Source organism: Bosea sp. 124 (assembly GCF_003046175.1).
Taxonomy (GTDB): domain Bacteria; phylum Pseudomonadota; class Alphaproteobacteria; order Rhizobiales; family Beijerinckiaceae; genus Allobosea.
Window position 1 is genome coordinate 2,156,976 of record NZ_PZZM01000001.1, and the last position, 13,584, is coordinate 2,170,559.

The 13,584-nt window shown below is 68.0% G+C and carries 13 protein-coding genes; 10 read left to right on the forward strand and 3 right to left on the reverse strand.

What is annotated here, in order from left to right:
* Positions 1 to 52: 52 nt before the first annotated feature.
* Entirely contained in the window at positions 53 to 283 is a 231-nt protein-coding gene (locus C8D03_RS10105) for a DUF1674 domain-containing protein (RefSeq protein ID WP_108046140.1), read from the forward strand.
* A 93-nt stretch (positions 284 to 376) separates the two neighbouring features.
* Complete coding sequence (locus tag C8D03_RS10110) at positions 377 to 1,111, forward strand: hypothetical protein (RefSeq protein ID WP_108046141.1); 735 nt, start codon at positions 377 to 379, stop codon at positions 1,109 to 1,111.
* A gap of 101 nt (positions 1,112 to 1,212) precedes the next feature.
* On the opposite strand, the gene C8D03_RS10115 is transcribed toward C8D03_RS10110, so the two are convergent.
* From C8D03_RS10115 to C8D03_RS10125, 3 genes are read right to left on the reverse strand one after another with little or no spacing between them, the layout of a single operon-like run.
* A complete protein-coding gene (locus tag C8D03_RS10115) occupies positions 1,213 to 2,424 on the reverse strand; it encodes an extracellular solute-binding protein (RefSeq protein WP_181300843.1) in 1,212 nt (403 codons plus the stop codon).
* Between the two features lie 39 nt (positions 2,425 to 2,463).
* Positions 2,464 to 3,516 (reverse strand): N-acetylglucosamine-6-phosphate deacetylase, encoded by a 1,053-nt coding sequence (locus C8D03_RS10120; protein WP_108046142.1) that lies wholly within the window; start codon positions 3,514 to 3,516, stop codon positions 2,464 to 2,466.
* A 14-nt stretch (positions 3,517 to 3,530) separates the two neighbouring features.
* Positions 3,531 to 4,274, reverse strand: a complete 744-nt coding sequence (locus C8D03_RS10125; protein WP_108046143.1) for a glucosamine-6-phosphate deaminase — start codon at positions 4,272 to 4,274, stop codon at positions 3,531 to 3,533.
* 122 nt (positions 4,275 to 4,396) lie between these two features.
* Here C8D03_RS10125 and C8D03_RS10130 point away from each other — a divergent pair, with 122 nt between their 5' ends.
* From C8D03_RS10130 to C8D03_RS10165, 8 genes are all read left to right on the forward strand, one after another.
* Entirely contained in the window at positions 4,397 to 5,578 is a 1,182-nt protein-coding gene (locus tag C8D03_RS10130; protein ID WP_108046144.1) for an ROK family protein, read from the forward strand.
* Between the two features lie 177 nt (positions 5,579 to 5,755).
* Positions 5,756 to 6,928 carry an ABC transporter substrate-binding protein gene (locus tag C8D03_RS10135; RefSeq protein ID WP_108046145.1) on the forward strand — a complete coding sequence of 391 codons (1,173 nt, stop codon included), beginning with the start codon at positions 5,756 to 5,758 and terminating at the stop codon, positions 6,926 to 6,928.
* A gap of 11 nt (positions 6,929 to 6,939) precedes the next feature.
* Entirely contained in the window at positions 6,940 to 7,965 is a 1,026-nt protein-coding gene (locus C8D03_RS10140; RefSeq protein WP_108046146.1) for a Gfo/Idh/MocA family protein, read from the forward strand.
* A gap of 12 nt (positions 7,966 to 7,977) precedes the next feature.
* A complete protein-coding gene (locus tag C8D03_RS10145) occupies positions 7,978 to 8,988 on the forward strand; it encodes a Gfo/Idh/MocA family protein (RefSeq protein WP_108046147.1) in 1,011 nt (336 codons plus the stop codon).
* A gap of 166 nt (positions 8,989 to 9,154) precedes the next feature.
* A complete protein-coding gene (locus tag C8D03_RS10150; protein ID WP_108046148.1) occupies positions 9,155 to 10,678 on the forward strand; it encodes a xylulokinase in 1,524 nt (507 codons plus the stop codon).
* A gap of 12 nt (positions 10,679 to 10,690) precedes the next feature.
* On the forward strand, positions 10,691 to 11,518 hold the full coding sequence (locus C8D03_RS10155; RefSeq protein WP_108046149.1) for an SDR family NAD(P)-dependent oxidoreductase: 828 nt from the start codon (positions 10,691 to 10,693) through the stop codon (positions 11,516 to 11,518).
* Positions 11,519 to 11,523: 5 nt separating this feature from the next.
* The gene (locus C8D03_RS10160) at positions 11,524 to 12,480 is read left to right on the forward strand and encodes an ABC transporter permease (RefSeq protein ID WP_108046150.1); all 957 of its coding nucleotides are present in this window, start codon (positions 11,524 to 11,526) and stop codon (positions 12,478 to 12,480) included.
* Between the two features lie 38 nt (positions 12,481 to 12,518).
* Complete coding sequence (locus C8D03_RS10165; RefSeq protein WP_108046151.1) at positions 12,519 to 13,460, forward strand: sugar ABC transporter substrate-binding protein; 942 nt, start codon at positions 12,519 to 12,521, stop codon at positions 13,458 to 13,460.
* Positions 13,461 to 13,584: the final 124 nt, after the last annotated feature.

The window sequence follows — 13,584 nt, forward strand, 5'->3', positions numbered from 1 at the left end:
TTGGGCCTTATGTGGTGAAGCCGGTGCCGATCCTGCAAGAGAGAGCAAGCCGATGAGCCAGCAGAGCGAGGAGACGAAGGCGCCGGCGGCGCCCGAGGAGGCGCCTGCCCGCAAGCTGCCGCCGGCGGCGGAACGGGCGCTGGCCGAAGCAGCCGCACGGCGGGCGGCGATCGATGCGAAGGCCGCCGACCTCGGCTCGACACGCGAGATCAACGGGCGCGGCGGACTCGAGCCGGTCCGCTACGACGACTGGGAGGTCAAGGGGATCGCGAGCGACTTCTGAGGCGCCGGGGGAGGCGCGCGCGGGCAGCTACGGCTTAACCCAGCGACAAGACTCGCTCCGCTAGGGTTTTTCCCTTCGGAAGGAGTCTCCGCCATGTTGCCTGCATCCTGGAAGCCCGTCGCCGCGGGCGGGCTGGTCCGCGTCGGTTCGGAGCGGGACGGCGGCTACATCGTCTCGAAGCGCGCCGTCCTTGCGTCGAAGCTGCTGATCGGCATGGGCGTGAACGACGACTGGCGGTTCGAGGACGCGTTTCGCCGGCTCGGCGGGGCGCGGATCGTCTGCTTCGACCATACGGTCAATTTCGCCTTCTGGGCGCGCTATTATGTCGAGCAGATCCTGCGGCTGCGCTGGAACCGGCTGACGCGCTATTTCGGCTATCGCCGCTTCTTCGGCCAGCCCGGCGTCGAGCACAGGTTGATCCGGATCGGCTACGACCAGCCGGGCGGTGTCAGCGTCGCCGGGCTGATGCGCGAATTTGGCGAGCGCGATATCTGCCTCAAGATCGATATCGAGGGCTCGGAATACCGCATCCTCGACGAGATCGTGGCGCATGCCGACCGCGTCACCAGTGTCGTGATGGAACTGCACGATCTCGACCTGCATCGCGAGCGGGTGGCGCGCTTCATCGATGGAATGAAGGATTTCGCGATCGTCTTCCTGCACGCCAATAATTTCGGCGGCACCGACGGCGATGGCGACCCGCTGGTGATCGAGATCAGCCTCGTCCGCAAGGACCTGCTCGACCCGCCGGTTCCGGGCGAGCCGTCGCCCGCCCTGCCGGCAAACGACACGCGCGTGCCCGATATCGCGCTGCGCTTCGCGTCCTAGGCGGCATCGCTTGTCATTCTCGGGCGAAGCGCAGCTTCGGCCCGAGAATCTCTTGCAGAAGATGCTCGGGACAAGCCCGAGCGTGACGGCATGTGGCGGCCTTACTTCGCCCGTTTCGCCCCAACCAGTTCGTCCCATTTGCGGAAGGCGACGACCATCTTGTCGGGCTTCAGGGGCAGCTCGATCGGGTTGTTGGCGATCAGGTCGGCATATTCCGGCCGGCCGAACTCGGCGATAACGTCCTGGCTCGCCTTGGGGGCGAGCGAGAGCGGTACGTTCTTCACCGCCGGGCCCGGATAGAGATAGCCCTCGTCATAGGCGTAAGCCTGCGCCTTTGGGGTGAGCACATAGGCCATCATGTCGAGGACGACGGCGAGCCGGTCGTTCGGGATGCCCTTGGGCACGCACATGAAGAAGGCATCCGAGACCCAGTGGAAGCCCTTCAGCGTCTGGATCTTCGCCGATTTCGGCACGATGCCGAGCGCGCGCGGGTTGATGTCCCAGCCGGTGGTCGAGATGATGATGTCGCGCGAGCCCTCGCCGAATTCCTTCATCGTCGCGCCGGTGCCGGCGGGGTAGTACTCGATGTATTGCCCGAGTTCCTGGAGATAGGCCCAAGTCTTGTCCCAGCCGCCGACCGGGTCCTGCGGGTCCTTATCGCCGAGGATATAGGGCAGGCCCATCATGAAGGTCCGGCCCGGGCCGGAATTGGTCGGGCGGGCATACATGAAGCGGTTCGGATTGGCCTTGGCCCAGGCGAGCAGTTCTTCGGCCGAGGTCGGCACAGCCTTGACGCGCTCGGGGGCATATTCGAGCAGCGGGCCGGAGGGATAGTAATTCACCACGACGCCGAAGCCGTCGCCCTGGACCTTGTGCAAAGCGAGCGCGGCCGGCTCGTAATTCGCCTCGATGTTCGGGAACTTGTCGTTGAAATCGGGCAGGACCTTGAGCCAGAGCTTCTGGTCGAGGCCTGCCGCCAGCCCGTCGCTGCCGGTCAGGACGAGATCGAGATCGGCGCGGCCGGCCTCCTGCTGCGCCTTGATCTTGCTGGCGAGTTCGGGCGCGGGGGCCTTCACGAAGGCGATCCGCGAGACCAGCTTGGGGTTGGCGGCGCGATAGTCCTCGAAGGCCTTCTGCATCAGGGCGAGTGCGCCGCCGACGTCGATGACGCTGATCGTCACCGGGGCGGAAGGCAAGGGCGGCGAGGCGGCGAGCGCACCACCGGCCCCCGTCGCCATCGCGGTCAGGCCGCCCAGGACGGTGCGACGATCGATGGCGGTGCGGCGGTCGAGGCCTGTCGGATCTTGGCTCATCTGGTGATCTCCCCTTTTATGGTTCAGCCGTTGTTCGGTTCAGGTCGTCGCTTGCATGTCCAGATCTGCGGCATGGCCGAAGCGGCGCTGGATCCTGCCGAGATCGATGCCAGTGACGGCAAGGTCGTCGGACCAGTCGACCGTGCCGCGATCGGGCGTCATGCCGCGTGCGCGCAGGGCGGGCTGCAGCACGGCGAGCGGGTGATCCGAGGCCATCGCGATGGCCTCGCGCGGTGTCGCGAAGCCCCAGGAAACGAGATTGCGGACGGCCTGATCGAGGCAGAGTGCGGAGCCGGCGAGGTTGGCAGCGCCGGGCTGGCGCACCGAGCCGTCCTCGCGCAGCTCGACCGTCATGCCGGCGAAGGGGTAGCTGCCGGGCCGCGAGGCCGCCGCAGAGACCGCATCGGTGACGAGAATGGAGCGGTCATGGCCCTTTGCCCGCAGCAGCGAGCGCAGCGCCCTGGGATGGAGATGGATGCCGTCGGCGATGAAGCTCGCCCAGAGCCGGTCCTCGGCGAGCTGGGCGAAGATCGGGTTGACCAGCTTGTGGAGCTGCTGCGGCATGCCGTTGCCGAGATGGGTCGAGAGCGTCGCCCCGGCATCGGCGGCGGCTGCGACCGCGTCGAAATCTGCCGCGCTATGGCCGAGCGCGACGACCCGGCCGGCGCGAACGAGACCCGAGACGAGACGCTGCACGCCTTCGACCTCGGGGGCCAGCGTCACCATCAGGATCGGCCGGGCGAGGCCGGTTTCGAGACGGTCGACGAGGCCGGGATCAGCCGCCGTCATCGCCGCGGCGGGATGGCAGCCGGCATAGCCCGCCGAGGGGTTCAGGAAGGGGCCTTCGAGATGGTAGCCCGGGCACATTGCCGGGCCGAGCCGGCTCGCCTTGATCGCCGCGTCGAGCGCCTTGAAGCGCTGGTCGAGCTCATCGGCATGGGCAGTGATGATGGTCGGCAGGCAGAGCGTGACGCCGGTCGCCAGCATCGCCTCCAGCGCGTGGTCGATCTCGGCCGGCGTGATGGCGCCGGCGTTGAAGTCGATGCCGGCGAAGCCGTTGACCTGGAGATCGATGAGGCCGGCCGTGCGCATCCCTTTCTCTCCGCTCAGGCGCTTTTCAGCAGGGAAGCGGCGGGGGGATCGATGAAGAGCACCGTGTTTGCGTGCGTCTGCAGGATCGAGGCGGGATGCAGGTTGCTGACCGGGCCTTCCAGCGCATCGCGGGCGGCCTGGGCCTTGCGCTCGTCGGAGACGGAGAGAACGATCAGTTCGCTTTTCAGGATCTGCCGGACGCTCATCGAGATGGCGCGCTCGGGCACGGCGTCCAGCGTCGGGAACCAGCCCTCGCCGAATTGCTGGCGGCGGCAACCCTCGTCCAGCGTCACCACGATATAGGGCTGTTCGGTGTCGAAATCCGCCGGTGGGTCGTTGAAGGCGATATGGCAGTTCTCGCCGATTCCGGCGAAGCAGACATCGATGCGCTTGCCGGCGATCAGCCCGTTCAGGCGCGTGGTCTCGGCCTGCGGGTCGCCCTCGCCGTCGACGGGCACGAATGCGGGTGCGTTGCCGAGGGGGGTCATGAAGCGCAGGCGCAGATAGCGCCGGAAGCTCGCGGGATGCTCCTCGCTGAGGCCGGCATATTCGTCGAGATGGAAGGCCGTCACCTTCGACCAGTCGATGCCCTCGGCCGCGACGAGGTTCTGAAGCAGCTCGAACTGGCTCGCGCCGGTCGCGACGATGATGTTGGCATGGCCGAAGCGGCTTTGTGCCTCGCGGATCGCCTGGGCACCGAGTGCGGCGGCCCTGGCGCCCAGCGTCGCCTTGTCGGGGACGATGCGAATATCGACCATGCGATTTTTGAACCTTTGCCTATGTGATTGTTTTTTATATCGTCTTGAGAGCTTATGGCTGCGGTTCGGAAAGGCAACAGCTATTTTTGAACGCTAATGTTCTGAATAGGAGGCCGACGATCGTGTTTCTGACGACGCTCGACGAGAGCCGCTTCACGCTCAGCCATGAGCGCGACTGTGCCCGCGTCTATCGCCTCGTCATGACGGGCCTCGCCCATTCACGCTCCGAGATCGGCAGGCGGCTCGGCCTGCGCTCGACCACGACCTCGCGGGTGGTCGCCGACCTCGTCGACCGGCGGCTGCTGCTGGAAACGATGGGAGAAACGGCGGGCCGCGGCCGTCCGGCCGCGATCCTCCTCGCCAATACGCGGCGGATCGGGGCTTCGGTGGTCCATGTCTCGAGCCAGTCGCTGTCCGGGGCGCTGGTCGATCTCTCCGGCCATCTCGTGGCGGAGCGGACGATCACGATCGGCCGCGATGCCGACAACGCCGCGATTGCCGCCGTGATGGCTACCCTGGCCAGGGAACTGCTGGAGGCGATGCCTTCCGGCATGCGCCATGCCGGCACGGCGGTTTCGCTGTCGGGCCTGATCGACCTGCCGCGCGGACAATGGCTGCTGGCCTCGCGTTGGCCGCGCATGCGCGGCCTCGACGTCGCAGCCGTGCTGGCGCCGATCGCCGGGCCGGTCGAGATCTGCCGCAATCTCGATGCCGAGCTGCGGGCACGGGCGGTGCGCGAGCCGGAGCAATTCTCCGGCAGCACGCTCCTGCTGCATTGGGGCTGGGGCGTCGGCCTGTCCTATGGCGTGGACGGGCGCCCCTTCGCGCCGGCCGGCTCGTTCGGCGAGATCGGCCATTGGCGAATGTCGACCCTGGCCGGGCGGCGCTGCGGCTGCGGCAACACCGGCTGCCTCGAGACCGGGGCCGCGCTGTGGTCGCTGCTGCCGGCGCTGCGCGCGCGCTGGCCCGATCTGGAGGAGGATGAGGCACGTCTCGCCCGGCAACTGGCCGGGCGCGATCTCGTCGGCCTGCCGGAGATCGACGATGCGGCGCGGCTGCTGGCGCGCGCGCTGGCGAATGCCTGCCGCATCTTCTTTCCGACCCGCATCGCTGTCAGCGGCCCTTTTGCCGCGAATGCCGGCCTCTGGGCCCATTTCGATGCGTTGCTGCGGGCGGAAGGCACGATGGACGGGCTCGCCATCCCGCAGCTCGCGAGCGTGCGCGCCAGCCAGCTTCATGAGATCCACGGGGCCGCGGCGCCCCTGCTCGGTCGCGCCACCGAGGCGCTGCTCCGGCAGGCTTGAGCTGCGCAGGCTGCGGCGGGTCAGCCGGGGACCCGCTCGTCGGGCCCGCTCCTCCTGCCGGGCGCGATCTGCGTCCAACGCACTGGCGCGCCGTTCTGTGGTGCACTAGTATGCCAGTCAAAGGTCCGCAGCGTGCACCTCGTGCGCTTCAAGAGGCCTCAACCCAGGGAGACGACATTGACCCATCCGACACGCCGCACCGTGGTCGCGGGCGCGGCCGGCCTTGCCGCGCTGGCCTCCAGCGGGGCGAAGGCCCAGACCGCCCCCGTCGCGCTCAACATCATCGACGTGGCCGGTAATCTTCAGTTGACGCAGGCTGCGATCGAACGCTTCGCCAAAGAGAATCCGAAGCTCATCTCGCGGCTGAACTTCTCGCGCGCGCCCTCGCCGGAACTGCCGGCCAAGCTCAAGGCGCAGCAGGAAGCCAACCGCGTCGACATCGATCTGGTGCTGACCGGGCCGGGCGCGATGTCGGACGGCATCCAGCAGGGGCTGTGGATCGACGTCTGGAAGTCGCACACGGCCAGCCTGCCCAAGGCCGAGGACATCTATCACGAGCAGGCGCTGATGATGCAGCGCAATTTCGGTCAGAACGAGGGCGTTGCTGTGGCGTACTCGCCATCGGGCCCGCTGTTCGAATACATGCCGGCGCGGCTCAAGACCGTGCCGAAGACGGCCGAGGAATTCCTCGCCTATGTGAAGCAGAACAAGAATCGCTTCACCTATGCGAGGCCGGTCAATTCCGGCCCCGGCTGGACCTTCCTGCAGGGCCTGCCCTACATCCTCGGCGATGCCGACCCGAGCGACCCGATGAAGGGCTGGGACAAGACCTGGGCCTATCTCAAGGAACTCGGCAGCGGCATCGACTATTATCCGGGCGGCACGACGCCGACGATGAAGGAACTCGGCGAAGGCACCCGCGACGTCATCGTCTCGACGCTGGGCTGGGACATCAATCCGCGCGCGCTCGGCATCGTGCCGAAGGAGGCGGAGGTCTTCGCGCTGGCCAACACGCACTGGATTCCCGACACCCAGTTCATGTGCATCCCCAAGGGCGTTCCGGCCGACAAGGTCACCGCGCTGCTGGCGCTGATGTCCTACATGCTGAAGCCCGAGGCGCAGGCCGCGACCTATGACAAGGGCTATTTCTACCCCGGTCCCGCGGCGAAGGGCGTGACGCTCGCGATGGCGCCGCAGGAGAGCCGTGACGTGCTCGCCGAATACGGCCGTCCGAAATATGACGAGCTGATCAAATCCCTGCCGACGAAGCCGCCGCTGACGCCGGAACGACTGGTTGCCGCCTTCCGGCGCTGGGACCAGGAGATCGGCGTCGGTCACACGCCGAAGTAAGGCACGTCCAGATGCGGTTTGCCGCGATCGGCCTCGACCATCGCCATATCTACCACATGGTCGGAGGCCTGCTGGAGGCCGGCGCGCAATGCGCCGGCTTCGACCCCGCGACGAGCGACGAGCGTGTGCTCGCCGGCTTCCGCGAACGCTTTCCCGATCTGCGCCCGGTGGAAGCGCAGCGGCTGCTCGACGATCCCTCGATCGAGCTGATCGTCTGCGCCGGGATTCCGAGCGAGCGCGCGGCGCTGGCGATCAGGGCGATGCGGGCCGGCAAGGACGTCATGGTCGACAAGCCGGGCGTGACGAGCTTCGACCAGCTCGCGGCGGTCGAAGCGGCGGTGGCGGAGACGGGGCGGATCTTCTCGGTGTGCTTTTCCGAGCGTTTCGTCGTGCCGGCGACGCTGGTCGCCGGGAAGCTGATCGCCGATGGTGCGATCGGCCGCGTCGTGCAGACGATCGGGCTCGGGCCGCACCGGCTCAACCGGGCGATCCGGCCGGACTGGTTCTTCGATGCGGCGGCCTATGGCGGCGTCCTGACCGACATCGCCTCGCACCAGATCGACCAGTTCCTGCATTTCACCGGCTCGGAGGACGCGGAGATCGTCGCCTCCGGCATCGGGCATTTCGGGGCGCCGGACCTGCCCGATTTCCAGGATTTCGGTGAGATCCTGCTGCGCAGTGACCGGGCGGGCGGCTATATCCGCGTCGACTGGTTCACCGCCGACGGGCTCTCGACCTGGGGCGATGGCCGCCTGACGATCCTCGGCACCGAGGGCACGATCGAGCTGCGCAAATATGTCGACGTGGCCGGCCGGCCGGGCAGCGACCATGTCTTCCTGGTCGACAAGACGGGCGCGCGCCATCTCGACGCCTCGCGCGAGCCGCTGACCTATTTCCGCAACCTGATCGCCGATATCGGCACGCGCGGCGAAACCGCAGCGTCGCAGCGGCATAGCTTCACCGTCTGCCGGCTGGCGCTGGAAGCGCAGGCGAAGGCGGCGTGGCTGCCGTCGAAGCCTGGCACCGCCCATTCCTGAGGATCATCGACCATGACACGCAAGCTCGGCATCGCCGTGATCGGTCTCGGCCCCGCTTCCCTGCCGCATTCCAAGAGCCTGCTCGATCTCGCGGACCGGGCCGAGGTGCGCTTCGCGGTCAGCCGCTCGGCTGAACGGGCCGAGGCCTTTGCCGCGCAGTTCCCGTTTCCGACGACGACCGATCTCGACGCGGTCCTGGCCGATCCGACCGTCGACGCGGTAATCGTCCTGACGCCGCCGAGCAGCCATCTCGATGTCTCCGCCCGCTGCCTCGAGGCAGGCAAGCATGTGCTGGTCGAGAAGCCGCTGGAACTGACCAGCGCGCGCGGCCAGAGCCTGGTCGAAACGGCGCGACGCACCGGCAAGGTCTTCGGCGTGGTGCTGCAGCATCGCTTCCGGCCCGCGAGCCTGCGGCTGAAGGCGGCGCTCGATGCGGGCGAACTCGGCAGCATCGAGGCTGCGTTCCTGAGCGTACCGTGGTGGCGGCCGCAGAGCTACTACGACGAGCCGGGACGCGGGACGCTGGCGCGCGATGGCGGCGGGGTCCTGCTGACGCAGGCGATCCACTCGCTCGACCTGTTCCGTTCGCTGGTCGGCGTATCCAAGGTCGTCGCGGCGCAGTCCCGCACCACCGGGCTGCACCGGATGGAGACGGAGGACTATGTCTCCGCCCTGCTGGAGACCGGCAGCGGCGCCCCGGCGACGCTGGTGGCCACGACCGCAGCCTATCCGGGTTATCCCGAGCGGATCGAGATCACCGGGACGAAGGCCTTCGCCTCGCTGATCGGCGGGCGGCTGCGCCTCGCCTTCCTCGACGGGCGCGAGGAGATCGTCGAGGCGGAAGGGGCGACCGGCAGCGGCGCCAACATCATGGATTTCCCGCATGACGCCCACCGTGCCGTCATCGCCGATTTCCTCGATGCCATCGAGACGGGGCGAGATCCCGTCGTGACCGGGGAGGAGGCGCTCGCCTCGCAGCGGCTTGTCGACGCGATCCTGACAGCTTCGCGACCGGCCGCCTGATCGGTGCGGCCGTCCCGGCGGTATTCTTGACTTTCAGGCGATTTATGGCGCTCCAAGAGCCGTCGCCTGAAAGTCGCTTCGTGAATCTCGCTCGCCCAGCCTCTCGCCCTTCCGAATTCGCCGCCGCGCCCGCTGCGCCGCGCGGATTTTCGTCCGGGCGCCACCCATGAGCGTCGTTCTCGCCTGCGATCTCGGGGGCAGCAGCTTTCGCGCCGCCCTGATCGACCCGCAGGGGGCGGTGCTGGCCGAGCATGCGATCTCGGGGCCTGTGCTCAGCGACGGGCTCGACCGTTCGGAGGTCAGCGCTGAGGCATGGTGGAGACTGCTTGTCGAGACCGCCGGCCGGATCGCGCAGATGGCGCCCGCGCTGTTTGCCGAGGTTCAGGCCATCGCGATCTGCGGGGTCACGCGCACGCAGGTCTTCCTCGGTCCTGATGGGCGCGAGATACGGCCGGCGCTGACCTGGAAGGACGCGCGTTCGGAAGGGGCGGCCCAACGTTTGCGGGAGAGGCTGGGCGGCCATCCGGAGGCCGGGCGCGTCAACGCGTTCCACCCGCTCGCCCGCCTCGCCTGGCTCGCCGAGGAGGAAGGCGCCCATTTCCGTGGCCTCGCGCGGGTGCTCGAGCCCAAGGACTACCTGAATTTCCGCCTCACCGGCCGGCGGGCCAGCGACCCGGTCTCGATGGCGCGGCTCATCGCCTGCGCGGAGACCCATGATGGCGGCACGGCGCTCGCCGCGCTCGGCCTCCCGGCAGGGATCATCCCGGCGATCCTCGAGCCCTGCGACAGGGTCGGCCCCGTCCAGGCGGAGCTGCCGGCGCCGTTCGACCGGCTCGCCGGCGTACCGGTGTTCTGTGCCTGCAACGACACCTGGACGGCAGTGGCCGGGCTCGGCGCGCTGCGGCCGGGCTACGCCTACAACATCTCCGGCACGACCGAGGTTCTGGGTGTGCTCGGCGCGGATGAAGCGGAGGCCGAGGGGCTCATCACGGTCGACTGGCGCGGTCTCTGGCATCTCGGCGGACCGAGCCAGAACGGCGCCGATACGGCGAGCTGGCTGGTTGCCCTGCTCGATCCCGCCGGCTCCCATGATGTCGGCGAGCGCATCGACGTGCTGCTCGCCGGGCGCCGTCATCCGCAGCCGTTGATCTTCCTGCCCTATCTGCAGGGCGAGCGCGTTCCCTACTGGAACCCGAATCTGCGCGGGGCCTTTCTCGGCCTCAACCGCCAGCATGGCCCGACCGACCTGGCTTTTGCGGTTCTGGAAGGCGTCGCCTGTCTCAACCGCGTCGTGCTGGAACGGGCCGAAGCCGCGCTGGGCCGCCCGGTCGACGAGATCCGCTTTGGTGGCGGCGCCGCCGCCAATCCGGCCTGGGCGCAGATCAAGGCCGATCTCTGCGGCCGGCCGGTCGTGGTCGGCAGCGCGAAGGAGCCCGGCCTGCTCGGGGCCGCGATCATCGCCTGGACCGGGCTCGGCCGTTTCGCCTCGCTGGTCGCCGCGCAGGATGCGCTGGTCAGCATTGCCCGGCGCTATCAGCCCGATCCCGCGCGACGCGCGGCCTATGACGCGCTCTACGCGCTCTTCCGCCGCAGCGAGCTCGCGCTGGCACCGATCTCGGCGGAACTTGCCGCCATCGGGCGCGATCCGGGGCCCCTGCACGGCCTCGCCACCCCAGCGCCTTCGCCGTAAGGATCGTTCCCCATGACCGCCGCCCGCGCCGAAGAGCAGCCCCAGCCCGCCCCTCCGAACAGGACTGCGCCCGTCACCCTGCTGACAGGCGCGTCCGGCGGCATCGTCGGCGCGCTCGCCATCATGCTCGCGCAGGCGGGGCATCGTCTCGTGTTGTCGGGGCTCGATCAGCCGGGGCTCGATGCCGTCGCGGCGGCCGTCGCGGCGCGCGGTGCCGAGGTCGCGACCATTGCCGGCGATCTGCGCGAACGCGACCTTGCCCGGGCCTGTGTCGATCTCGCGGTCGCGCGCTTCGGCCGGCTCGACAATCTCGTCACGGGGGCCGGCGCCTCGCGCCCCGTGCCGATGGTCGAGATGGAGGATGACGAGTGGGACAGGCTGGTCGATCTCAATCTCTCGGCGGTGTTCCGCATCTCAAAGGCGGCGTCCCGCCAGATGATCGCGCAGGGCGAAGGCGGGGCGATCGTCCACATCTCCTCGATCGCCCATGCCAATGGCGGCGCCAATCTGGCCTATGGCTCGGCCAAGGGCGGCGTCGCGACCCTCACCTACGGCATGGCCCAGCAGCTCGGGCGTCATGCGATCCGCGTGAATGCGGTTGCGCCCGGCATCATCGATACGCCAATGGTGCGTAACGGCTTCGCGCAGCACTTCGATGCGCTGGTCGCAGGCGCGGCCGTGCGCACGCCGCTCGGACGTTTGGGACAAGCTGAGGATGTCGCTGCCGTGATCGCCTTCCTGCTCTCGCCGGGTGCCGCCTTCGTTACCGGTGCGCTGATCCCGGTCACGGGCGGCATCGAGATCCTGTCGCCGATCTCGACGATCGCCAAGGGAGCCTGAGGCGGATGGCCCGGCTCGATCTTCGCGAGGTGATCGGACGCTATGGCGCGGCCATCGCGGGGCTGGCGCTGATCATCTTCTTCCTGCTCTTCGCGCCGAATTTTGCCAGCGTGACCAACATCATCAATGTGCTGAAGGATACGAGCTTCCTCGCCATCCTGGCGCTGGGCTTCGCGCTCGCCTTCACCGTCGCCGAGCTGGATCTCTCGATCGCGGAGATGGCGAGCCTCGCCGCCGTGGTCTGCGGCTGGATGGTGCATTCGCAGTATCCGCCGGCATTGGCCGTCGGCGGTGCGCTCGCGGTCGGCATCGTGCTCGGCTCGCTGAACGGCTACGGCGTCACCGTGCTGCGCATCCCGTCGCTGATCATGACGCTGGGCACGGCGGCCATCGCCAAGGGCCTGGCCTTCATGATCACGCAGGGCGTCGCTTTCGTCGGGCGCTGGCCGGTCGGCTTCACCGGGCTGGCACGCGGCTATACCTTCGGCATTCCCAATCTCGTCCTCTGGATGGCGGGCGCGACGCTGTTCGCCTGGGGGCTGGTCAAATGGACCCGCACCGGCGCGCATATGGTCGCGACCGGAGAGGCCGACGAGGCGGCCAGGCTCGCCGGCATCGCCACTGCCAGGATGAAGCGCATCGGTCTGCTGCTCGCCGGGGTCTTCGCCGGTCTGATGGCCGCGTTGCTCGCCGCCAACCTGTCCTCGGCCGCGCCGAACATGGCGGGCGACTACCTGCTCTATGCCATCGCTGCCGTGCTGCTCGGCATGACGATGTTCGAGCCCGGCAAACCCAACATCCCCGGCACGGTGTTCGCGGCCCTGGTGCTCAAGGTGCTCGGCAACGGCTTGGTGCTGCTCAGCGCGCCGTACTACATCCAGGATATCGTTCTCGGCGTCATCATCATCGGCTCGGTGGCCTTCTCGGCCAGCGCGATGAAGACGGCGGCCTTCAAGGTCTGATTTTTGCAAAACGATCGATAACGAGGGGAGTCACCACCATGTTCGGTTTCAAGAAAATGCTGGTCGCGGCCGTAGCGCTGGTCGCGTTCGGCCCGTCGGCGCAGGCCTTCGAGGTCGGCATCATCGGCTTCCAGTTTTCCTCGGAGACGCATGCGCGCGTCGCCAACGCCGCGGCGGCCGCCGCCAAGGCGAAGGGCTGGGGCGTGACGCTGCTGAATTCGGAAGGCGCGCTGCCGAAGCATGCCGAGCAGTTCGATGCGCTGATCGCCAAGAAGGTCGACGCCATCATCATCGCCATGGGCAAGCCGGTCGAGGCCGACGCCCAGTTCAAGGCGGCCAAGGACGCGAAGATCCCGGTGATCACCGTGCAGTCGGGCTCGAGCCCGCATGCGCTGTTCGACATCCAGACCAATGAATACAAGGTCGGTGCCGATGCGGCGCTCTATCTGCTCGGCCAGCTCGGCTATCAGGGCAACATCGTCACCGCGCGCTTCGATCTCAACGTCGCCTCGCGCATCCGCGGCCGCATCCTCGACGCGGTGCTGGCGGAGAACCAGGCGGTGAAGGAGCTCGGCAAGTTCTCGATGGCGCGCACCCAGAGCTGGAGGGACGATGTCCGCGGCGGCATGCAGGCGCTGCTGCTGCAGAACCAGGGCAAGATCAACGGCATCTGGGCCTCCTTCGACGGGCAGGCCTACATCATCGACGACTTGCTGCAGGCGCAGGGAATCAAGAAGGGCCAGATCCCGCTGATCTCGGTCGATGGCGGCAAGGAGACCTATGCCCGCATCGCCGACCCGGCCTCGACCTTCCTCGCCACCGTCGCGATCCCCTTCGAGGAGATGGGCAAGCAGGCGGTCGACGCGATCCAGACCATCGTCGTCGACAAGAAGCCGAAGGAGACGGTCGCGAGCGGGCCGTACCTGTTCACCGAAGCCGTGCTGGTCGACAAGACGAATGTCGACAAGTTCCTGAAGTGATGGACCTTCGCCGTCATGCTCGGGCGGAGACCCGAGCATCTCTGACACGAGTTTCCCGGCTCTGCGCTTCGCTTCGGCCGAGAATGACGGCAGACCACATAGCCATCCCTCTCCGGGTTCAGCC

Coding starts and splice junctions, on each gene's coding strand:
- C8D03_RS10160 (WP_108046150.1), top strand. CDS start 11,524: ATGGCCCGGCTCGATCTTCGCGAGGTGATCGGACGCTATGGCGCGGCC.
- C8D03_RS10150 (WP_108046148.1), top strand. CDS start 9,155: ATGAGCGTCGTTCTCGCCTGCGATCTCGGGGGCAGCAGCTTTCGCGCC.
- C8D03_RS10145 (WP_108046147.1), top strand. CDS start 7,978: ATGACACGCAAGCTCGGCATCGCCGTGATCGGTCTCGGCCCCGCTTCC.
- C8D03_RS10120 (WP_108046142.1), bottom strand. CDS start 3,516: ATGCGCACGGCCGGCCTCATCGATCTCCAGGTCAACGGCTTCGCCGGC.
- C8D03_RS10110 (WP_108046141.1), top strand. CDS start 377: ATGTTGCCTGCATCCTGGAAGCCCGTCGCCGCGGGCGGGCTGGTCCGC.
- C8D03_RS10165 (WP_108046151.1), top strand. CDS start 12,519: ATGTTCGGTTTCAAGAAAATGCTGGTCGCGGCCGTAGCGCTGGTCGCG.
- C8D03_RS10115 (WP_181300843.1), bottom strand. CDS start 2,424: ATGAGCCAAGATCCGACAGGCCTCGACCGCCGCACCGCCATCGATCGT.
- C8D03_RS10125 (WP_108046143.1), bottom strand. CDS start 4,274: ATGGTCGATATTCGCATCGTCCCCGACAAGGCGACGCTGGGCGCCAGG.
- C8D03_RS10105 (WP_108046140.1), top strand. CDS start 53: ATGAGCCAGCAGAGCGAGGAGACGAAGGCGCCGGCGGCGCCCGAGGAG.
- C8D03_RS10155 (WP_108046149.1), top strand. CDS start 10,691: ATGACCGCCGCCCGCGCCGAAGAGCAGCCCCAGCCCGCCCCTCCGAAC.
- C8D03_RS10140 (WP_108046146.1), top strand. CDS start 6,940: ATGCGGTTTGCCGCGATCGGCCTCGACCATCGCCATATCTACCACATG.